At 47.2% G+C, this 22,248-nt stretch carries 16 protein-coding genes; 9 read left to right on the forward strand and 7 right to left on the reverse strand.

Annotated elements, in window-relative coordinates:
- Positions 1 to 2: 2 nt before the first annotated feature.
- The 3 genes from Q0V21_RS15680 to Q0V21_RS15690 form a co-directional block, all read right to left on the reverse strand.
- A complete protein-coding gene (locus Q0V21_RS15680) occupies positions 3 to 284 on the reverse strand; it encodes a CopG family ribbon-helix-helix protein (protein WP_024630715.1) in 282 nt (93 codons plus the stop codon).
- A gap of 261 nt (positions 285 to 545) precedes the next feature.
- Positions 546 to 1,733 (reverse strand): alanine racemase, encoded by a 1,188-nt coding sequence (alr, locus tag Q0V21_RS15685; RefSeq protein WP_285075153.1) that lies wholly within the window; start codon positions 1,731 to 1,733, stop codon positions 546 to 548.
- Positions 1,734 to 2,191: 458 nt separating this feature from the next.
- A complete protein-coding gene (locus Q0V21_RS15690) occupies positions 2,192 to 3,394 on the reverse strand; it encodes an outer membrane lipoprotein-sorting protein (RefSeq protein WP_301879625.1) in 1,203 nt (400 codons plus the stop codon).
- A gap of 297 nt (positions 3,395 to 3,691) precedes the next feature.
- On the opposite strand from Q0V21_RS15690, the gene Q0V21_RS15695 reads away from it, so the two are divergent.
- Entirely contained in the window at positions 3,692 to 5,185 is a 1,494-nt protein-coding gene (locus tag Q0V21_RS15695; protein ID WP_301879626.1) for a serine hydrolase, read from the forward strand.
- Positions 5,186 to 5,621: 436 nt separating this feature from the next.
- A complete protein-coding gene (locus Q0V21_RS15700; RefSeq protein ID WP_079350837.1) occupies positions 5,622 to 7,796 on the forward strand; it encodes a serine hydrolase domain-containing protein in 2,175 nt (724 codons plus the stop codon).
- Positions 7,797 to 7,963: 167 nt separating this feature from the next.
- On the opposite strand, the gene Q0V21_RS15705 is transcribed toward Q0V21_RS15700, so the two are convergent.
- Both Q0V21_RS15705 and Q0V21_RS15710 read right to left on the reverse strand, forming a co-directional pair.
- A complete protein-coding gene (locus Q0V21_RS15705; RefSeq protein WP_079350838.1) occupies positions 7,964 to 9,019 on the reverse strand; it encodes a hypothetical protein in 1,056 nt (351 codons plus the stop codon).
- On the reverse strand, positions 9,019 to 10,854 hold the full coding sequence (locus Q0V21_RS15710; RefSeq protein WP_301879627.1) for an HSP90 family protein: 1,836 nt from the start codon (positions 10,852 to 10,854) through the stop codon (positions 9,019 to 9,021). The genes Q0V21_RS15705 and Q0V21_RS15710 overlap by 1 nt, the downstream gene beginning before the upstream one ends.
- A gap of 449 nt (positions 10,855 to 11,303) precedes the next feature.
- On the opposite strand from Q0V21_RS15710, the gene Q0V21_RS15715 reads away from it, so the two are divergent.
- From Q0V21_RS15715 to Q0V21_RS15730, 4 genes are all read left to right on the forward strand, one after another.
- Positions 11,304 to 12,209, forward strand: a complete 906-nt coding sequence (locus Q0V21_RS15715; protein ID WP_301879628.1) for an ABC transporter ATP-binding protein — start codon at positions 11,304 to 11,306, stop codon at positions 12,207 to 12,209.
- Positions 12,202 to 13,035: an ABC transporter permease subunit gene (locus Q0V21_RS15720; RefSeq protein WP_179283129.1), complete on the forward strand. Its 834-nt coding sequence runs from the start codon at positions 12,202 to 12,204 to the stop codon at positions 13,033 to 13,035. Before Q0V21_RS15715 ends, Q0V21_RS15720 begins: the two co-directional genes overlap by 8 nt.
- Before the next feature lie 170 nt (positions 13,036 to 13,205).
- The gene (locus Q0V21_RS15725) at positions 13,206 to 14,492 is read left to right on the forward strand and encodes a DUF5050 domain-containing protein (RefSeq protein ID WP_301879629.1); all 1,287 of its coding nucleotides are present in this window, start codon (positions 13,206 to 13,208) and stop codon (positions 14,490 to 14,492) included.
- Between the two features lie 191 nt (positions 14,493 to 14,683).
- Positions 14,684 to 16,324, forward strand: a complete 1,641-nt coding sequence (locus Q0V21_RS15730) for a helix-turn-helix domain-containing protein (RefSeq protein ID WP_301879630.1) — start codon at positions 14,684 to 14,686, stop codon at positions 16,322 to 16,324.
- Between the two features lie 104 nt (positions 16,325 to 16,428).
- Here the strand turns inward: Q0V21_RS15730 and Q0V21_RS15735 are convergent, their stop codons facing one another.
- Complete coding sequence (locus Q0V21_RS15735) at positions 16,429 to 17,001, reverse strand: GbsR/MarR family transcriptional regulator (protein ID WP_079350844.1); 573 nt, start codon at positions 16,999 to 17,001, stop codon at positions 16,429 to 16,431.
- Positions 17,002 to 17,498: 497 nt separating this feature from the next.
- On the opposite strand from Q0V21_RS15735, the gene Q0V21_RS15740 reads away from it, so the two are divergent.
- The 3 genes from Q0V21_RS15740 (at position 17,499) to Q0V21_RS15750 (ending at position 21,545) form a co-directional block, all read left to right on the forward strand.
- Positions 17,499 to 18,728: a quaternary amine ABC transporter ATP-binding protein gene (locus Q0V21_RS15740; RefSeq protein ID WP_024630729.1), complete on the forward strand. Its 1,230-nt coding sequence runs from the start codon at positions 17,499 to 17,501 to the stop codon at positions 18,726 to 18,728.
- Entirely contained in the window at positions 18,694 to 21,285 is a 2,592-nt protein-coding gene (locus Q0V21_RS15745) for a glycine betaine ABC transporter substrate-binding protein (protein ID WP_301879631.1), read from the forward strand. Before Q0V21_RS15740 ends, Q0V21_RS15745 begins: the two co-directional genes overlap by 35 nt.
- Before the next feature lie 101 nt (positions 21,286 to 21,386).
- Positions 21,387 to 21,545 (forward strand): hypothetical protein, encoded by a 159-nt coding sequence (locus tag Q0V21_RS15750; protein WP_301879632.1) that lies wholly within the window; start codon positions 21,387 to 21,389, stop codon positions 21,543 to 21,545.
- 375 nt (positions 21,546 to 21,920) lie between these two features.
- On the opposite strand, the gene Q0V21_RS15755 is transcribed toward Q0V21_RS15750, so the two are convergent.
- Positions 21,921 to 22,133, reverse strand: coding sequence for an immunity 17 family protein (locus tag Q0V21_RS15755; protein WP_079350846.1), 213 nt, complete (start codon positions 22,131 to 22,133; stop codon positions 21,921 to 21,923).
- Positions 22,134 to 22,248: the final 115 nt, after the last annotated feature.

Genomic DNA, 22,248 nt, shown 5'->3' on the forward strand with positions numbered 1-22,248 from the left:
GTCTACACCCCGCTAACTAAGCGGTCCAGAGTGCTGTCCGCATCTTCCTCCGCGTGAAAGGCCTCGGATGCCATGGTGAGGTTAATCTTCGCCATCTCCATGTACCCTCGCTGCATCGATTCACGGATGTAACGTTTCTTACGCTCCGTCAAATACAGCTTCATGGCCTGCCTAATCAATTCGCTGCGGTTGGAATTCTCCAGCGCTACGATGCCATCCACTTCCTGCAAAAGATAATCAGGCAAACTGATCATGATCCGCTTGGTGTTCTGCAAGTTGGCCACCTTTCTTCCACCCCCACAAACCTTTCGCCATTGTGAACCAGTATTACGTTTTTCCAGAACTTTTATACAAAGGAATATATATGCCCCGAGTATATCAAGTATGCTGTACTCCATTATAAACACGGGGAACATTATTCGTACAGACCAAACATCTCTTTTCAGGATTTTTCATCCCAGTCATCATTCATAATTCGAGATGCTCCGACAGTTTTCCTTCTGTTCTGAAAAAAAGTTTATTGGAAATAGCGTCCAGTCGAGCTGTCAGGATGTCAAAAGAGGGTTGATTCTGGCGATTACTGCTCCATTACGGGTATAGACCCGAGGGATTCGATGCGCCATCATGCAGATCACTTCGTAGGAAATTGTACCGAGCTGAGATGCCACCTCTTCTGCAGTTATAACTGCACCTGATTGGTGACCGATGAGAACAACCTCTTCGCCGACTTGAATTTCTTCTGCTTCTGCAGCAAAAGATTGTAGCGACACCATACACTGATCCATGCAGATCGTACCGACGACGGGAACACGACGGCCGCGTACAAGCACTTGTGCTTTACCTGACAGCATTCTTGAAAATCCGTCTGCATAGCCGATAGGCAGGGTCGCTATTCGTTCGTTCCCTTGTGTTACATAACGGGTTCCGTAGCTGACACCCCAGTGGGGCGGCAGCGTTTTGACCAGAACCGCCTTCGTCTTCAGTGTCAATACCGGGGAAAGCTTCACTACCTGATGATTCACCTCTGCCGACGGGTATAATCCGTACAGGCTGATTCCTACACGAACCATATCATCCGACAATTCCGGTGTATCAATGGTAGCGGCGCTGTTCGCCGTATGTATAATCGGGATGACACATCCCTGATCCCGCAACGCATCAACCACGCCTTGGAACCGTCGATACTGCTCCAGTGTATAGGTCTTGTCTTTTTCATCCGCCTTGGCAAAATGAGTAAACATACCTTCCAGCATGACCTGCTTCAGCTTGGCTGCTTCCTGAATGAAAGCAAGTGCCTCGTCGCCAGGCAGCAGGCCAAGCCTGCCCATGCCGCTGTCAATTTTGATATGCACCTTTAGCTTACGAGAGGAAATTCCCGTCTCCAAATGTTGAATGGCGTCGAGCACTTCCTTACTGAACAGCGTAATGGTTACATCATGTTTCCATGCTTCAGCGATGCCTTCTGGCGGCGTGTAGCCCAATACCAGAATCGGAAGGGTAATTCCGTGTTGTCGCAATTCAAGCGCTTCGTCAAGAAAAGCTACACTTAAGTAATCCACACCAACTCGTTCCAGTTCCCTGGCCGTCTCCACTGCCCCATGTCCATAGGCGTTAGCCTTCACACAGGCGAGCAGTTTCTTGCCTTGCGGCAATGCTTCACGGAAAGCTTCTACGTTGTTGCGCAAATGATCCAAATTGATTTCCGCTTGGGTCGGCCGATATTGTTCTTGCACGCTAAGTCACCTTCTCTAATCATCTTAATCCGGCTCACGTCAGACTCCATCGTAATGCTCAAGCATGTGACTGTCAAATGAACGAAAGATCTGCAGACCAAAACACATACAGGAGTACTATCCTCGAGTCGGGAGCAAACGCAGAATAAGACCTATAAGCGAGACCATGAATGAGATATTCATCTCTCCATAACTTACTTATCTGCTTATATCGTATTATTTACCCGGTTCCTCCCGCGTAGAAGCGTGTTTTGCATTATTGAATGCACCGGACCTATTCCTTGCTTATCTTACGCAGGATCATAGCCTGTTGATACTAATCACTTCAACCGAAATCAAATCCTGCAAATTACGGAAATAAAACAGGAACATTGACCTGTGTATGCAGCAAAGCACCGGAGAAATCATCTCCGATGCTTCTTAGCATTCCTTATGTTAGGACGACTATACTTTCCAAATCATTTCCCTGACTCTTCCTGCATGGAGGTCGCAATCTGAATCATCTCGTTATCTGGCAAATCTGCGCTTGTAATCCTGTACTCCACTCCATCTGACATCCATGTGAGTGTCTGCAACGCATCTCCGCTTATCATTCCAAGGGTGAATCCAAGATCCAGAACACGGGATGGGGCAAGCGATACGGCTCTGTCCTGCGGCCGTGCCTCAAAGATCGTGTAATTATACGTTCCTTCATAGCGGAGCATAACCGAATAGTCTCCTGATCCTTCCACGATCTGATCGTCTTTCAGCTTGACTCCTTCTGGGGCGTAGGTCGGCTGAATAACCCCGAAGCTGCCTGTGCCGTCCGGCTCTGCCGATGTCGGTTCTTCCGTGCCTTGCCCGCTGGCTGGATCTTCCGAACCTTGCTGCTCGGCGTTATCGCTCACACCGGTCTGTCCATCACTAACGGTTCCGCTTGGATTCGATGCAGAACCTTCCTCTGTTGCAGCTTGAGGATTGGTAGCCTCTTTGCCATCCCCAGCAGGAGCCGCGCCTGAGTCCGTACCGGCCTTGCCACCATTTTCTGAAGCAGCCGTCATATTACGTTGCATGTCAAACGCGTCTTTCTCAAATTCGGTACCAAATTTGAAGCTATCGAACTTCACATCCACGACCACATTGGCATTCGAATCAGATACTTCTACCTGCTTCGGTGCGTAATCGCTTTTGTTTAACCATATTTTCTGTCTGACCAATGCATGTGTATTGTAGTTGGCAGCTACATCGAATACATAGCTTTCCTTCTCATCGGCAAACTGGCGGGTCGAATCACCTGTTATACTGCGGATCAGCGTCTCGTAGAGGTAAACCTGGCCTTGATTATCCGGCCAGTTACTCTGGAAACGGAAGCTTTTGTTCTGGCTCGGCGTCAGGACAAATACGCCTTCATCATTACGCAGTACAATTTGCGTTACATCCTTTTTGGCATTCGTTAACGCGATACGATAATACGAAGGCTTTTGATGCCATACCTCGACCTTGTACTGCTGCGGCGTATCTCCGGTATGCAGCGTCATGACGCCTGCCCCCTGATAACTTTCCATTTCTCCTACGACTTCGTTCAGATCTTTGACCACGGCTGCCGCATCCTTCTTCCCGCAGGCGGCAAGTAAGGTCGATAAGACCAATACCATGGCAAGCATCCATGATATTCGGCGCATGACATCATCCCCTTTAGCACATGTTTTCACTTCAGGATTGTGCGTACAGCAGAACCCCTACTTGATTAGTACATGTTATGAGGGACTTGTTCGATATATGCGGACTAGTTTGACAAGCATTCCCTTTTTTCAAATGCCACAATACTCTATTTGGTAACAAAATCGGTCTCGGGTAGGATGTTAAATTCAACCAGATTCTTCATAGTAAATACAGATAACAACTCAACCAATGCAATTACATACCGCTATGATGTAGCTTAATTGAGGTACAACTCTATTTCAAATTGGAGGAAAATAATGAATACAACCTATCATCACTCATTGCTGAATGGATTGGATGATCTTGTGGAAGAGCAGCTTCAACGCTGGAAAGGCGTAGGTGTGGCAGTAGCGGTCATCCATAAGGATGAAGTTATTTTGCAAAAAGGATACGGTTATCGCGACCTGGAGTCCAAGCTCGAAGTTACGCCCAATACACTATTTGCGATCGGTTCCAGTACCAAAGCCTTTACAGCATCAACAGCTGCCCTGCTCGTCGATCAGGACGTTCTGAAGTGGGACACGCCTGTTCGAACGTATTTGAAAGACTTCAAAATGTTCGATCCCGTAACCACAGAACGTCTGACCATCCGTGATATGCTCTGTCATCGCTCCGGACTTCCAAGGCACGATATGATGTGGTACAACTCATCACGGAGCAGAGAAGAACTCGTAAACGCGCTTCAGTATCTGGAGCCAAATGAAGACTTTCGGAACAAGTGGCAATACCAGAATCTGATGTATATGGCGGCTGGTTATCTGGTGGGGCAACTCAAAGGAACTTCATGGGAGAATGTTGTTCAGGAGTCTCTGTTTAATCCGCTCGGTATGAATTCAAGTGTCCTCTCTGTCGATGAGATGCAGAATCAACCTGACTTCGCCTTCCCTTATATGGATCAAAACGGAGAGAGTACACGAATACCTTTTCGAAAAATAGATGCCGTAGGCCCCGCTGGCTCCATTAACAGCAATCTGGTCGATATGATCGCCTGGGTGCAATTTCAATTGAATCAAGGGCAACAGGATGGGGCTCAACTGATCTCCAAAGAACAGTTGGCTGTTATGCACAGCCCGCAAATGGCTTGTACTTCACCATTCCACAGCAAAGAGCTGCCTGTTAGCACGTACGGTCTGGGCTGGATGATTGATTCTTATCGCGGACACGCCATGATTCATCACGGCGGAGCAATCGATGGATTCGCTTCACAGGTCGCCTTTTTACCAGAGGAACAGATCGGTGTTGTGGTCCTTTGCAATACCAATGGGAGCATTCTTCCCTACACGATTTCTTTTAACGTTATTGATCGTTTGCTTGAAGTGGAACCTGTGGATTGGAGCGGGAGATTAGCCAAATTAGTGGCTGGAGAATCGAATGAATCTGAAGCAGCCACAGATACCATAGAAACACCAACTACTTCAGAAACCTCTGTTGAGGAAAAACCAGACGAAACCCAGGTTCACCCCCATGATCGTCCTATCCATGCTTATGCGGGCAGCTATACACATCCGGGTTACGGCGAAATCGTTATTCAACAGTCGAATGATGGGCTACAAGCCACCTTGAATGCCATTGACATGCCTATGGAATACACAGGAAATGATACTTTTTCCGTAGAACTTACCCTGTTTGGCCTGAAGGTCACATTTACATTTAAGATGGATGAACACGATAGCGTAAGCTCTCTATCCATTCCGCTGCTGCTTGAACCGGGCACGAATCCAATTGAATTTATAAAGACACCATCCGTCTAAAAACACCCCCTACCGGCCTATCCCATTGTGAAGTTACACTCTTTACCACAATGGGATATATGCCGGATAACTCGCATTCTCTTCTTCTGTATTCGGACTTCTCTTCACCCATAGTCGACGCAGATCTGGCATGCCGAATGAAACTACACGATAATCCTGAAGCGAAACGTGGTGTGTATGTTCTTCCCTAATTAGCAATTGGGCCTGGCTGCTTATTATGTCCGCTGTACTCCTCCATCAGCGGGTCAAGGTGAACCACGACTATGTGCAGATGCATCCTGAATACCCGCCTCTTCTGGCTGTATTTGGCTCATTGTTTCTCAATTCTATTGTGATGTACACATCTTAATCTACGATCTTGAAACCGATCGTGTCCGTAAGCAGTAATAAACAGGAGAGTTCTTTTTACAAAATTTTCTTTAGAAGGAGTGTTTGCATGCATTTATCCAATCGAAGCACCCGCTTCAGGCTCACCTCCATAACCGGGGCGTTCATGGCGTTTGTCCTGTCCCTCAGTCTATGGGCACCCGCCGTTCAGGCGGAAACCGCACCCGCTGCGGTCAATGAAAAGGGGAAGGCAACAGCGCTGACTACTGATTCCGCTGCAGCTTTTCTCGATACATTTTTCGATTCCCCTGAAGCGAAGGCCCAATATGTTGGCGCTTCCGTAGTCGTTGTCAAAGATGGAAAAGTCGTAGCAGAGAAAGGCTATGGATATTCCGATTTGGAGAGCAAAACACCGGTTGATCCAAAAAGTACCACCTTTCGTATCGCCTCGGTCTCCAAAACATTTACGTCAGCCGCTGTCATGCAGCTCGTGGAGCAAGGCAAAGTCGATTTAAAAGCCGACTTTCAGACCTATGTAAAAGGACTGGAATTCGATAACCCTTTTGACAAACCTGTAACAGTGGAGAATCTGCTCACACACACCACCGGGTTCGAGATTCGCGACCCACAGCAGGAAGACATCCATAATGACTTCGACAAAATTGTATCGATGGAGGATTATGCCAAGTTACATATGCCACCTGTCGTTCGAGAACCTGGTAGCGCCTACATGTACGACAACTTCTCCTTCCTGCTGCTTGGCATGATTGTGGAGAATGTCAGCGGCGAACCGTTCGAAACGTATATGCAGCAACATATCTTTAAACCTCTGGGTATGGATAACAGCAGTTTTATGCTGAACGGCAAGTTCAAGAACCAACTCGCAACAGCCTATGATGCGGCTCATAATCCACTTGGCTTGTATACCCTTTCCCCAACACCTATGCCTCAAGGCGGCATGCTCTCAACGGCAGAGGATATCGGGAATTTCATGATTGCTTTCCTAAATGATGGTGTGAAGGATAACGAACGTATTTTGAAGGAATCTACGGTAAAAAGCATGGAACAATACCGTTCTTCCATTCATCCGCTGCTACCAGATACGACTTATGGATTCGAAGCTGCTTTTCAGCTTCCGGGTGCAGGCAGCAGTTCCAAAATTATGACCAAAGCTGGCGACCTGATCGGATTCAGCTCTTATCTGTTCCTAATTCCTGAGCAAAACACGGGCGTCTTCCTTACCTACAACCAGACAGGAGCACTTCGTAATCTGTTCTATCCGGCCTTTATTCAGACGTTCTTCCCGCAATATGCGGAACCAGTCAAGTTCAAGGAACATACATTTCAATCTGCGGATGAGCTGCAACGCTTCGCTGGGCTTTACGCGGATCTGCGGCTGAGCACCATTGTCAGCTCCCTGAAAGATGGCGGCACAGAACCCGGACAATTAAGCATTTCCGACGTCTTCCTCGGCCCACGTACACTGATTCAGGTTGAAGAAAATCTCTTCAAGGATGAGTTAACAGGTCAGTTCACGGCTTTCAAGGAAAATGCTGATGGAACCATCTATATGAAAGAGCCTTATCTCAACCCAATGGGCTATGAGAAAAAAGGGCAAAAGCCTCAAGGTTTCCGGGATGTTCGTGAGAACAGCCCTTATGCTGAAGCCATCTATGGATTACAATCGCTTGGATACTATACCAATGATGCAAGTGAAGCTTTTCAACCCAAAAATGCCGTTACACGGGCTGAATTCATTGAGGACGTCCTTAAAATGAGCGGACTGAAAGCCAGCAAAACGACACCACCTGCGGATACCGACTGGGCTACTCATCCTGCTGCGGGTTACATTCAGCTTGGTTATGAATCTGGCATGATCACGGGTGCGGATGAGAAACAGTTCAAGCCGGATCAGGTCATTACCCGTCAGGAAGCCATGGTGATGATCTGGAGATCTCTCCAGCTTCAATACCCAAATGAACTGTTCGAGGATGTGAAGCTGGCTGGGCAGACAGATGCCTGGGCTGTGCCTGCAATTCAAATGATGGTTAAGCTTGGTATCCACGGTCCTGAAGTGAAGGTGCTGGAGGATGGATCGGTTGACTTCCTCTCTCGCAAACCACTGATCCGTCAGGAAGAAGCCTCAATTATGTACCAATTGTTTACACAGCCAACCGACAAGATTGTAGCTGACCTGTTGGCAAAGCAGCCGAAGCCCGAAACCTCCGTAGATGAGGATCCGGCCGAAGATACACCGGCGCCTGCAACCGTGACTCCTGAATAACTTGAATAACCACCTCATATTCACGTTATAAAAAAAGATAAACAGGCTTGTTCGAAGGAGGAAACCCTCCTTCTGAACAAGCCTGTTTTGGTTCGGGGCGGTGGCCATTACATAATACTGCCTATTAAGGTGGATGAGTTCGTTACTGCTTTAGTGAAATATTCTAACTATACCTCGCCCAACATCGACGAAACATGTTGATTGCCATTCCGCTGGTCATACTTGTCTGCGGCTGATTTGGCATACGCCGCAAAATAATCGGCCAGTTTATGCAAATCTCCCGGATCTCCTTCATAAGGGAATGAAGCAGGAAGCCGCAATCGGTATTCTGGAGACTCATCAGCCCAGCGGCGCAGTAGCTGGGCAGCTCTGGCATAAAACATCATTTTGGCAAACGGATCTTCATGATCCATGGCGAGAACCAGACATTCTTCCAGTACATCAATACCCTTGGCCGGGTTGGTACGTGCAAGGTAATCCATCTGCTCGGCAAAGCTCTGCACAAAGTCATTATGTCCTTTGATCAGGCGGTAGCCTTTGGGCTGATATTTGTCAGCTTCATCCGTCTTCCCAAGTCGGTATAGTGGCATCAAAATCTCCGATAAGGTCAGGTGCGGAATTTCGGCACAGCTCATCCGCCCTTTCAAGATGGGCTTCGCCGCTTCCAGCACCTTCTCATCATCTCCAACAAGTATCCAGTAACGCATAATCTCGTCCTGCTCACAGGCTTCGCAATCACTCATAAAGTCACGATCCAAGCTTCTGAACTTCGTGTAGCTGTTTCCAGCCTCCTCCAGATCCCCAAGATCCATGGATATGCGGAACCGATAATACCAATACGAACGCTCGCTGTACCCAAATGACTTAAAGCGACGTCCGAAGTCCTCCAGCAGCTCCATCATTTTGTCGCGTGACACTTCCGGGAAGCTGGATAGTTCGCCCAAAATCCATTTATACGACCACATTAACGTTTCTTCGTCATAGCGTTCAGGCTGTTGATCAAACTTGCCCAGCTGCCAGGAAAAAGCAATCAGTGCCTTCATCGGATAACCGCAAAATGTCGCTGTCTCCACGATCTCTGAACGTGCTTCGTACGCCTCTTCCTCCATGCCATTCACATCGGCGACTCTTGCCGCTTCCTCCAGCATGCCCAGCTTTGCTGTTCCATTAGGCAGGCCATAGGCCTCATCCATCAAATCCTCAAAATCCATTTCGGTCTGCATCAGGCATCCCCCTTACGATCTGTATTCGCACGCAAACCCCAATCAATAAAACGAACGATGCCCTGATTCAGCACCTCGAGCTCCTGCCGATTCATGGCATAATGCCCCATCATCAACGCGTTGACATACAACATTTCAATGGCAATTGGCGTCATTTGGGCATCTGGTGAAGTCAGCACCCGCTGAATAATTGGATTGCTGATGTTTAGGTACAGGGTCGAATAACCTGCGGAACTAATGCCGGATGACAATGATCCAAGGACAGAAGAGAACAACTCTGTACTCTCCTCACTTGCTTTTTCCAATGCACGCAGCGTAGAAGATTCCTGCGAGAGCGTGAACAGCACCGGCAAATCGGCCGGCTTGAACCCCTTGACCTCTGCACGGCAGCGGAAACGTTGCAAAGCAGAATCAGCTAGGCGCAAGGCATCATAATACTGATTCCGTTCAGCCGGCGGCACGTCGGTGAAACTCATGGATACTTCATCCGGCTGTAATCGTTCCGTCTGTGCATCCTGCACCGCCAATGGCAGCATGGCCATCAAATCACTGTCGTAGATGTATCCTCCGTTAATGACCAGCAAGGATTGGGCTGAGGCGACATGATGAATCTGACGATACTCATCCACCGTGGTAGTGAAGTACAACGTCTCTCCCTCACTCATCAGCTCGCCCAGTTCCCGATGACCACGGGTGCTCTCAAACGGCAGCCAGCGGTGAATCATGGCATAGAACTCCTGATCCTGCACAGCCAGTGCCTTCATCGACAGTGCATGCAGGCGAATCAGCTTCTGCAGCCGTTCCGTCTGGCTCTCAGCCATGTCGGCCAATCCCTTACGCAGGGCATCACCGAGTTCAAAGCGTACATCTTCCAGCTTTTCATTTTCATAAAAGTGTTCCCGCGAAGCCGTTGGTTGAAGCTCGTCTGTCCAGATCAGGCATTTCACGAAGAACGCCCAGTCCGGCAATATATTTTCCGCCTTCTCCGATATCAGCATTCTCTTCAGATACACTCGATGGGAACGCTTGGCATTCAGATTGACAGCATGCGGTAGAACAAAAGCAATGCCCCCTGTACGCCCCGAAGCCGTCGTCAGTGGAATAAAATCCTGAAACTTCTCTCCAAGTAATCGTTCACCAAAAGCCAACACTTCCGCTCTGCGTCCACGTGCAAGCTCAGGCTCCATCAACCAGATCGGTGACTCGCTATTTACAATATGTTGAACACCGTCACTATGCAGGATGACTGGATAAGGCAGTAGCGCTCCATAAAAGAACAAGGCTTCCTTCACATATTCCGTTTCGAAATAATGGGCTGCATCCGGCGTACAGCGAAGATATACTTTCGTTCCCGGAGACAGCTGTGTCTCCAATTGCCGAATCGTATAGGTACCATCCGGCTTACCCCGCCACTCCATCGAAGGTCCACCCTTCGCGGATTGTGTGAGCATGACGATTTCATGGCTTACCATGAAACAAGACAATAATCCGATCCCGAATCGTCCGATAAACGAAGTCTCTCCATCCAGCAACGCCTGCTGACCACGCTTTGAAGATTGACCAATCATCGCCAGAAACTCATGGATATCCGCTTCCGTCAAGCCAATACCGTTGTCCTCCACCATCATCGTACGTTGATCACCTGTTCCGGTCAGTTCCACACGTACTTCACCCTGATATCCTGGTTCCGCCTCTGTTCGAGCTGTAATGGCATCAGTCGCGTTCTGCATTAGTTCACGTAAAAAGACTTTGGGGCTGCTGTATAGATGGTTTGATAAAATCTGAATCATGCCGCTCAGATTCACCTGAAAGCGATACTCATTGGATGCTGTCATTTTGCTCACCTTCCTCTGGGTCCAAACACATCACATGCTCCAAAAGATGTGTGTGCATATGATGTGTTAGACGAAATCAATTATGTAATCGCAATAAATGCGGCGATCCATCAATGGAATCACCAAGTGACGACGTCAAACCGGCCTTGGCTAACCAAGACCGGCGTTAGATGAATATTCAGGCGTTCATAATATGTAAGAGGCCTTAAATCTAATTACCACGTTATGGATGGCAATGAAACGGGATAGTGCATCCCTTTTTATCAGAATACATGGTAAAGACCAGGGTGAAAACAAACCTGAGACCCGATTTCGCCGGACTTTAGGGTAAAGTTGCTTGCTGTGTTTGGGACTAAAGACGGAGAAATTTTAATTTTCGGTCCATCATTTGAACGATATGACTCATCTGAACGTATAATCTCCAAACTCAGATCGGACGGTGAAGGAACATGATTGAAGTTCGTAACATTTCCAAGCAATTTAAAGTACATCAGGCACTGAACGATGTCAGCTTCACGGTTGAACAAGGCAGCGTTACCGGGTTAATTGGGCCTAACGGTTCAGGCAAAACCACCCTGATTCGCATTATGAATGGCGTTCTCGGCGCTTCGGGTGGGCAAGTAAGCATTAACGGCCTGGACCCCTTTCGTGAGACGGAGAACGTACTGGCTATATGCGGAACATTAACGGAGCAGAGCGGATTGTATGAAAATATGAGCGGACGGGACAACCTGATATTTTTCGCTGAAGCATTCGGTGTACAACATGCCAAAGCCCGGATAGACGAGCTCGTGGATCTGTTCGAAATGCAGGATTATCAGTATCGAAAAGTGGGCACCTACAGCACAGGTATGAAGAAACGCGTAGGTCTGGCACGAGTGCTGCTGCATCGCCCTTCCATTCTCTTTCTGGATGAGCCGACCAATGGGCTTGATCCGGACGGGATTCAGATGGTACTTCGTATCATTCGCCGGTTAAATCAAGAGGAACAAATGACGATTCTCGTTTCGTCTCATGTCCTATCCCAGCTATCGGCCGTGTGTGATCGGTATATTTTTATGGAAAAGGGGCGCAAGGTTGAGGAAGGTACGGAGCAGGAGATCATCAACCGTTACCTAACCTCACCCCGGCTTGAAGTTGAAGCGATCATGCCGAATGGCTGGCAAACGGTAACTGAATATACACCGGAGATGATCTCCGCAAACAAGGCGGTATTCCAGCTTCAAGCCCGTGAAGATATTCCATTGCTACTTCGACAACTGACCGAGCATGGACAAGTCTATCAGGCTCGAATTATGGGCAATGATCTGGAGAGCATTTATTTTGCCATTAGGGAGGCACACCAATATGAATAACCGACAAGCCATACGTGCACTTGTTCGTAAAGATATTCGAGCCATTACAGCCAGCGTACAGCTCTGGCTGCCCATGTTGATCGTTCCGCTGGTTATCGGGATCATCATGCCTGGGATACTCATTTGGGCAGCCTCAAGGATGGAGCTTGCTTCCCTCGGCAATATGAGCTTCCTGCTTGATACGCTGGATAGCCTAACCCATGCCGGGCGGATTCCACAGCTTGCTTCGATGCCTACGGATAATCATCGTATTGTCTATTACCTGGCGTTGTACATGTTCGCACCGCTGTTTCTCATCATTCCGGTGATGGCATCCAGCATTCTCACGGCCAACAGCTTTGCAGGCGAGAAGGAACGCAAGACACTGGAAGGCCTTCTCTTCACTCCGATGAGTATGGATACTTTGTTTAAAGGCAAGGTGTTAGCAGCTCTTATTCCTTCTCTGATATTATCCTGGACTACATTCATCATCTACGGAATCATTGCCAATATCCTGATGTACCCGATGTTCGGAGCATGGATGTTCCCCAATCTGAACTGGATCATTCTGGTTCTGTGGGTTGTTCCAGCGTGCAGTCTTGTGGTCATTCTGTTGAATGTCCTGATCTCGGCGAAGGTACGTGGATTTCAGGAGGCCTATCAACTGGGAGGATTGGTGGTGATTCCATTGCTCGCCCTGATAGGTGGACAGGCGAGCGGCATGCTTCTTATCAGTCCACTCATGTTGATTTTAGTTGGAGCCGTGCTTCTACTCATCAGTTTCGCTCTGCTTCGTCTGGTCACCTTGTGGAACAGCCGTCAGCAGCTCGCTGAAAGTCAGATTTAAGTTTCGCACCGTGTGCATCTTCTTGCGCGCGGTGTTTTAATTTTTTGCCGCATCTTAAACGTTGATTACGAAGGCTAAGATGTATAACATATTTTCCATAGTTTACCGATATAACTTAAGGTGTTAAGGTATTTATTACATACATAAAGAAGAAGGGTGACGATTGATTTATGAACAATTGGTTTACACGCATGCAACGCACGGTTTGCACCCTGCTGCTGTCTACACTGGTCGCTGCGGCAATGCTTGGAGGCGGAGCCGGTGCTCATGCAGCTTCCCTCAGCCAAACTACGGTATATTATGATTCCGACGGTGTATTGTACAAAGTATCTGGTGACGGTAGTGGAACCACGGAAGTATTGCTTGATTTCGAAGGAGATGGCCTTGCTGCGGCGGGATCTTATCTCTATTACACCCGTTCCGATTCCTCCACAACGCTGCTTCGTTTTCCCAATGACGGTTCCAGCGATTCGGCTGAAACGTATGCGACAGATGTGTTGAGCTACTTTACGGATAGTGAGTTCATTTATTATATGGATTCCAAAGGCGCAATCTATCGTGGGAATGGCAATAGCGAAGCTTCGGCTGCCACCAAAATTGCGGACAAAGCGGATACTGATTTCCCCCTGCTCGCCGTAACGAAAGGCCGTGTATATTATAACGGGCTTGTTAATGGAAAGCCCTGGATTGTATCCAAAGCTTCCAACGGCAGCGGAGCCGTAGAGCGGATTGCTGCTGGTGCAGTAGAAAGTCGTTATTTTATGAATATTGCCAAAAACGAACTGCAACTTATGGTGAACACTGACCCGTACGAGCAGTTTTACTCTACCAACGCCATTCTCATGTACAAGGTAAACTACAATACAGGCAAGGGTACAGCCGTTAATCCAAAAGCAAAGCTCGATGTGAACGCTGTTTATGCCGGCGGCTGGGGCAACAATCTTTATGTGTATAACAAAGGCATCAAGCTGGACAGCAACAAGGATTATGATTATTCAACAGGTAAAGCCTTTGCATTAACTACTTCCGGCAAAACACTTCAGATTCATAGCAAGAGCATCCGGGAAGTTGGTTCACTGGGTACGGATAAGGTTGTCGTTGTGGATGCAGACAAAAAGGCGTATGCCAAAACCATCGCCGGAAACAAGGTATCCAAATCTGCCAATCTGAATTTGAACAACGTCACTTTCGTAACAACACAGTTGACCAACGGAACATCAACGCTTGCATATCTATCCGGTACCAACGGTCTTTATTCCGTGAGCACAGCTCTCAAAGTAACCAAGCTTGCCGGAGAGGAATGGGCAACGTTCCAGCTTCATGACGATGTTCCGGGCATGTTCTATATCAACGCAAATGATCTCTACCGTCTATATCATGTTCAGGCCAATGGCACAGGCAAAAAGGTGTTAAGCGACGTTTTCCTGGATGATATCCTGTTGGTCGTGCCAAACTAACCCACGCATGTTAATGATGGCTCATAGCCATCTCAATATTCTTGTCCAAAACAAAGAAAGAGGGTAACCCTAAGCCATCACGGCTCTGGTTATCCTCTTTTTGTCATGTGCAAAACTATTTTTCAAAAACATCTTCCATATGAGAATGATAATTGTTATCATTAAGAAAATAAGACAAAAGGATGGTCCGTATGACTGAACAGCTTCCCTTCATTTCTGAAACCTCATCTCTACCGCTCCTCTCTTCCATGTGCCGTCTACGGCGCGGGGAGCATTTCCGTGTGCAAGGCAAGACGGTGTCCCGGCCCATGCTCTGTCTTATTTTACAAGGAGACGGTGTCCTGGTCCTGAACGATACGGTCTATACCGCCGAAGCCAATCAACTGTACGTTCTGAAGCCAGGAACAACGATTGAGGCAGCTGCACGCTCGGCTGTTACGGAGTTCATACTCCTTAGTATGGATACGGTCTGTTTGCAGCAAGTGCGCGGCCAATGGAAAATGACCTCCTCCTCTGGTTTCCCGCTGGATTGGGAGACAGGCAGACTGAGGGTTCGCCATGCCCAACAAGCCAGAGCACGATTTGAACAATTGGTTGAAGCCTATCGCGGCATTCAGCCCGATCACTTTATCAGTATACATAGCCAGCTCCACGAGCTTTTGCAGTATCTCTCGGAGAATCGGCTTGAGGAAAATGATGAGAAGGTCGACCCAGCACTTGAACGCAGTATTATGTATATGCGACGGTGCATAAGTGAAGGCATCAGCATGGATCAACTAGCCAAAATTGCCGGATTGACGCCAAGCTCATATTCTCGCAGTTTCAAAAAAGCCAAAGGCATGTCTCCTACCGATTATCTAAATCGCTTACGGATTGACGAAGCCAAAAAACAGCTCAAACAGGAATCGTGCGTACTTAAAGACGTCGCCGTATCTGTTGGCTATGGCAATGAATATTATTTTAGCCGCAAATTCAAACAAAGCTTGGGGATCGCACCCAGCCTATATATGAAAAAAGACCAAATTCGCGTCGCTACGGCCTCCTTGATGGGACTTCATGAGAACCTTTCTTCACTCGGATTGCACCCCGTAGCAATAATGGATGGATTCCCTGATCGGGAGCTTGATGAAGTCGAGCAGCAGCAGCGGCTAGTCGCACAATTGGAGAAATTACGTCAGGCCAAGCCGGACCTGATTATCGGTGACTTCTATCATAAACCCTTTTACGATAAGCTCAAAAGTATTGCACCTACTGTCATCCTGGATCAGGCCCATGACTGGAAAGAAAATCACTTACGCTTGGCTGAATTGGTCGGACGGGAGCAGCAGGCCTTGCAGAATTTCAAGCAGCTGGAGCTTCGCAGCTTGGACATCGGACTTCGTTTGAAGCACCACTTCGGGCAAGAACGTATTATGCTTATGCAAGTGACGAATCAGTCTATTCGGATCCAGGAAAATGCCGAGCATCCATTACATCACTTTGTTTACGGTGAACTGGGACTAAAGCCTGCACAGATCATATCAACAGATTTAATGTCAGACGAGTATGCGGCAGAGAGCATCCCCATGCTGGACACGGATCATCTGTTCATACATCGCGTCTCCACTTCTCCTGTGAGTGAGAAACTGCTTCGGCGCATGAAACAAACTACCGCCTGGAATCGCTCTCCGGCCGTGTTGAGAGGCAGCGTGCACGATATATCCGATTGGTCCGCACGATCCTGGACTCCAATCGGACGTCATCAGATCATGGATGAACTGGAACAGATCGTTCAGCAACTTGTGACCTTATCCCATGTGGGATTAATTGGACAATTGCAAAGCATAAACTAAGATTAATGCGTGCGTATTTCTTCATTAGAAATGTACAAGTGCATAACTAACCAAGACAAAAGAGGCCCTCTCCGATTTGGAAAGGGCCCTTTGCTTTGCTGTTATTAATGTTCCTTGATTTCTTCTTTTGGAACCAATTTGTATATTTCCTCATCTTCCATAGTATCAATCAAGCGGTCCAGCCATTTGTAGTAGGCCTCTGCTTGAAGCACCTTATGCTTGTCTTCCTTAAGGATATGAAGAAGTTCAGCATCTGCTTGTTCATCCAGATCAGAAATCAAACGATTCATTTCTTCAATGGATTTGCGCAGTACCTGAAGGTTACTCTCCACGGCTTTTCTCCATTTAATCACAAAATAATCCGTAAACGTCTGATGCCAGTCATACTCCACTTCATATAGGTCTTTCCGGGAGCCTTTGCTCCATACTTTATTTACCATTTTTAGATCCAGCAGTGTACGTACGCCGGTACTCATGCTCGTTTTGCTCATTTCCATTTCCCGGCCCATATCGTCAAGGGTCATAGGTTTATCTGCAAAAAAAAGCAATCCATATAAGTGTCCCGTGGACAGCGTAACGCCGTAGAGATCCATATTACGCCCAATGGCTTCAATGACGCGTTTACGGATTCTAAGAACGGTGGCCTGCTGTTCCTCTTGTAAATGGTCCAAGCTCATGCTTGCAACCTCCATTCTGAACATTCCCAGTCTCGGCAAAATAATTGCAACTGTTTAAGATCCTGCTTACATGGGAACGTATCCGGCAGGACATCCTATATGCCAACAGGCTTTAGGTTACCCAATGTATATCATGGGAGCTTTACCAAGTTGCAAACGCCTACGACTATCTTTTAACCAAAAAAAACTGCTTAGATTCAGCACATTTTCTATTGTAGAAAAAGCGATATCAAAAGTAAAGGTGTCTTCTTAGCCAGAATAAGGAGAATGACAGAGCATATGGACGGAAAACTTTGTACAGTTTTTACTGTACGAACATTATGTACTGTTTATTCAGTTGCTATACAGGTTAAGTATTGTTAGAATACAAAACGTTACCCAGAAAGACGGGAAGCGAAGCAACAATTACCGGATTTCGTGGCTGGGCGCACAAGTGTATGGGCTTGTGGATGCTGAAAGCCGTTCGAAGTGCACAACACATCAGAAGGGGTGAAAACATGACCATACTTGAAGTAAAGAATGTAAGTAAACTGTTTGGCCCCCAAACCGAGCAAGGTCTGCAATTACTGGAGCAAGGTTGGGGCAAAGAAAAGTTGGCCAAAGAAAAACAGATAACGGTTGGTGTCAACCGGGTCAACATGGAGATTCAGGAAGGTGAAATTTTCGTCATCATGGGGCTGTCCGGAAGTGGTAAGTCGACGCTTGTTCGGATGTTTAATCGTCTGATTGAACCGACATCCGGAGAGATTCTTGTCCATGGTAAAGATTTACGCAAAATGAACAAAGAACAATTGCGCGAAGTGCGTCGGAAAACGATCAGCATGGTATTCCAGAAGTTTGCGTTATTCCCGCACCGTACCGTTCTTGATAATGTGGAGTATGGACTCGAAGTTCAAAAGGTAGATAAAAATGAACGTCGGGAAAAAGCAAAAACGTCGCTTGAACTGGTTGGCCTCAAGGGATGGGAAGATAAAATGCCGGATGAGTTAAGTGGCGGTATGCAGCAGCGTGTAGGTTTGGCCCGTGCGCTGGCTAATGACCCGGAAGTCCTGTTAATGGACGAAGCATTCAGTGCACTAGATCCACTGATTCGCCGTGATATGCAGGACGAACTGATTGAGCTTCAGGATAAAATGAAAAAGACCATTATTTTCATTACCCATGACTTGGACGAAGCGCTGCGCATCGGCGATCGTATTGCCCTCATGAAGGACGGCGCAGTCGTGCAGATCGGTACTCCGGAAGAAATCATGATTCAACCGGCCAACTCATATGTGGCCCGCTTCGTCGAAGACGTGGACTTGTCCAAGGTCCTTACCGCAGCTCATGTTATGAGACGTCCTGAAACGATTACGCTAGACCGTGGTCCTCGTGTTGCCCTCGAATTAATGCGCGAACGTGGTATTTCCAACCTGTTTGTCATTGACCGTTCGATCAAACTGCTTGGTGTCATTACAGCTGAAGATGCAACCCGTGCGATGCGCGAAAACAAAGTGTTGAACGACATTCTGATCACGGATGGACCAACTGTGTCACCGGATACCCTGATTCATGAATTGTTCGAAATTGTAAGTTCAGCCCATGTGCCACTCGCTGTTGTTGGCGAAACTGGCCGTCTGCAAGGTGTTATCGTCCGCGGTGCCCTGCTTGGCGCACTAAGCGGTGAAGTTGCAGTAAAGGAGGAACTTGCGAATGATTCCCAAAATACCACTAGCATCGTGGATTGAATCGATAGTTGACTGGATGAGCTCCTCGCTCTCCGGATTATTTAAAGTCATTTCCGTTGTCATTCAGGAGGTTGTCGGATTTTTCTCCGGGCTGTTCATGCTCCCCCATCCGCTCCTGTTTATCGTAATACTCGGTGTACTCGCATATCTTGTTGGCCGATTACCACTGACCCTGTTTACGGTTATCGGTTTCTTGCTCGTAGATAACCTCGGATACTGGTCCCAATCAATGGACACACTTGGCCTCGTTATTACATCAGGATTGATATCCATCCTGCTCGGTGTGCCTGTTGGTATCTGGCTCGCATACAGCAAAACTGCAGCCCAGATTATCACACCATTGCTTGACTTTATGCAGACCATGCCTGCATTTGTCTACTTGCTGCCCGCGGTAACCTTCTTCAGTCTTGGTGTGGTTCCAGGTGTTATCGCATCCGTTATATTCGCGATTCCGCCTACAATTCGTCTGACTCACCTCGGAATTAAGCAGGTATCTGGCGAACTGGTTGAAGCAGCGGATGCTTTTGGTTCCACATCCATGCAAAAGTTGTTTAAAGTACAGCTTCCACTTGCATTGCCTACCGTAATGTCAGGGATTAACCAAACCATCATGCTGTCGCTGTCCATGGTTGTTATAGCTTCCATGATCGGTGCACAGGGTATTGGTGCGGAAGTCTATCGTGCTGTAACACAGCTGCAGATTGGTAAAGGTTTTGAAGCAGGTTTGGCTGTCGTGGTACTGGCAATCGTGCTTGACCGCTTCACTCAAAATCTGTTTATGCCAGGCCGCAAAAAGAGCTCCCGGTTCTCAACGAAGCAAACAGCCTGGATTACTGCCGCAGCAGTATTGGTTGTACTCGTAGCAGGGTTCTCACAATACTTCATTGGTGGAAATAGTTCTTCTGCCGGAGGTAACAACACACCAGCTAGTGCTGTAGGTGAAGAAGTCAATTATCAGATCATTGGTATTGACCCGGGTGCAGGCATTATGAAGTCCACTGCCAAAGCCATCGAAGATTATCATCTGACAGACTGGACCCTGATTGAAGGATCTGGTGCAGCGATGACTGCCACACTGGACAAAGCGATTAAAGCAGAACAACCGATCATTATTACAGGCTGGACTCCACACTGGATGTTCAACAAATATGATCTGAAATATCTGGAAGATCCGCAAAAATCTTTTGGTGATGCAGAAGAAATTCACACCATTGCCCGTAAAGGCTTGAAAGAGGATCACCCGGTTGCTTATGAATTCCTGTCCCGATTCCAATGGACATCAGATCAAATGGGCGAAATGATGAGTGCCATCCAAAATGGTACATCACCAGAAGAAGCTGCTAAAGACTACGCTGAGAAACATGCAGACCAGATTGACGAATGGACCAAAGGTCTGACACCCGTTAACGGTGATGCATTTAAACTTGGCTATGTAGCCTGGGATTCCGAGATCGCAAGTACCAACCTGTTGAAATATGTCATGGAAAGCAAACTTGGCTATAAAGTTAACGCCCTGCAAGTTGAAGCTGGACCAATGTGGACGGGTGTCGCCACAGGCGACGTAGATGCCTCACCAGCAGCCTGGCTGCCATTGACTCACGCTGACTACTGGGAACGTTACAAAGACCAGGTGGATGACCTGGGGGCCAACATGACCGGTGTACGCACAGGGCTCGTTGTTCCTGCGTACATGACAGATGTTAATTCGATTGCAGACTTGGAAACAGGAGCTGCTTCCTCTACTCCATCAGCGAATGCCAATGTGGGTAATGAAGTGGATCACCAAATTATCGGTATCGATCCAGGTGCCGGAATTATGAAGTCCACTGCAAGTGCTATTGAGAAATACGGTTTGTCTGACTGGAAGCTGGTTGAAGGTTCAGGAGCGGCAATGACAGCTACGCTGGATAAAGCCGTTAAAAATAAAGAACCGATTATTGTTACCGGTTGGACACCGCATTGGATGTTCAACGCATATGACCTGAAATATCTGGACGATCCAGAAGGTGTCTACGGTGAAGCAGAACAAATTCATACCATTGCCCGCAAAGGGTTAAAGGAAGACAAACCTGTCGCATATGAATTCCTGGATCGCTTCTCTTGGACACCTGAGGACATGGGTGAAATCATGGTTGCCATTCAGGATGGCGAAGACCCCCAAAAAGCCGCAGCAGCTTTTGCCGAGAAACATAGCGACAAAGTGGCTGAATGGACCAAAGGGCTGACCCCCGTGAATGGAGATTCCATTAAACTGAGTTACGTAGCCTGGGACTCCGAGATTGCAAGTACCAACTTGCTGGAGTACATTCTGAAAGAAAAACTGGGTTACAAAGTAACCTCCCTGCAGGTAGAGATTGGTCCAATGTGGACTGGTATTGCCAACGGTGATGTGGATGCAACTCCAGCCGCATGGTTGCCACTCACCTCTGCCGATTATTTCAACAAGTATAAGGATCAGATCGATGATCTCGGTCCAAATATGGACGGTGCCAAAACAGGTCTGGTTGTACCAACCTATATGGACATCAATTCCATAGAAGATTTAAAAGATAATTAAACCAGATTGAGATGGATAAACCTGAATTTGGTAAAAAGCCCACCGAAATTTTTTCGGTGGGCTTTTTTTAGTGTAACTTTTACTAGGGCGTGCCTTCAAACATGCTAAAAGCCGAAGTGTACCTGAAACCAAATGAAAAGCTTCGCTCCAGATGGGATTCGGGGTCAGCTTCTCTCTCTCTGTTGGAGCAGAGCATGGTGCGAGCGCTAACGAATCGGAGACGTCTTATTCGAGAATTTGAAGTGATTGCAGAAATCTAAGGAATCTGAGACACGTTATGTCAGAATAAAATAGTCGTTTGCAGTGTTTTCCTCATGGATTTTAGCAAATAACGTGTCTGATGTTCCTTACTTTATAAAGAGAGGACCTTCAGGCAAAATAACGCGTCCTGAGTTCCTTAGAAAACCGTCTACCCATTACCCAGGATAAGTCGACTTGGGCTTCAAGACTTTTTAAAACGCTAACCTAGATCATCATATAGCTTACCTAAATGAATTTGAGGACACACCCTAACTAACTTCGAAAATCTCAAGGATAAGCTGAACATACTTTTTTGTTTCTTTTACCTATCATCTTAAATGCTGTGAAACTGAATTATGTACTCAGGCTTTGCAAATTCTTTTCTTTTTCTACGCTTACCCAATCAGCAACAATAATACGCCAATGGTTATCAGCACAATTCCCAGAATACCGTACACCACTCTTGCACCCTGGCGTCCAATCGTTTTTACAAAGAGACCTGCTCGAAAACTCCTCATAAACCAATCCCAATTGTTGATCCCACCCAACAAACTGAAAATACCTGCGGCGATAGCCAGTAGTGCGATTAAAACCGGTTGATCTTGCATGTCAACACTCCTTCATTATAATCCTGTCTACTATACCTTCCTCTAGTGAAAATGAACAGTCATTAATTAGTAAAAAAACGGCTTGCAGATGAGAGTCTGCAAGCCGTTTTCGTTT

Origin of the sequence: Paenibacillus sp. 11B (genome assembly GCF_030487755.1) — a bacterium.
Classification (GTDB): Bacteria; Bacillota; Bacilli; order Paenibacillales; family Paenibacillaceae; genus Paenibacillus; species Paenibacillus vandeheii.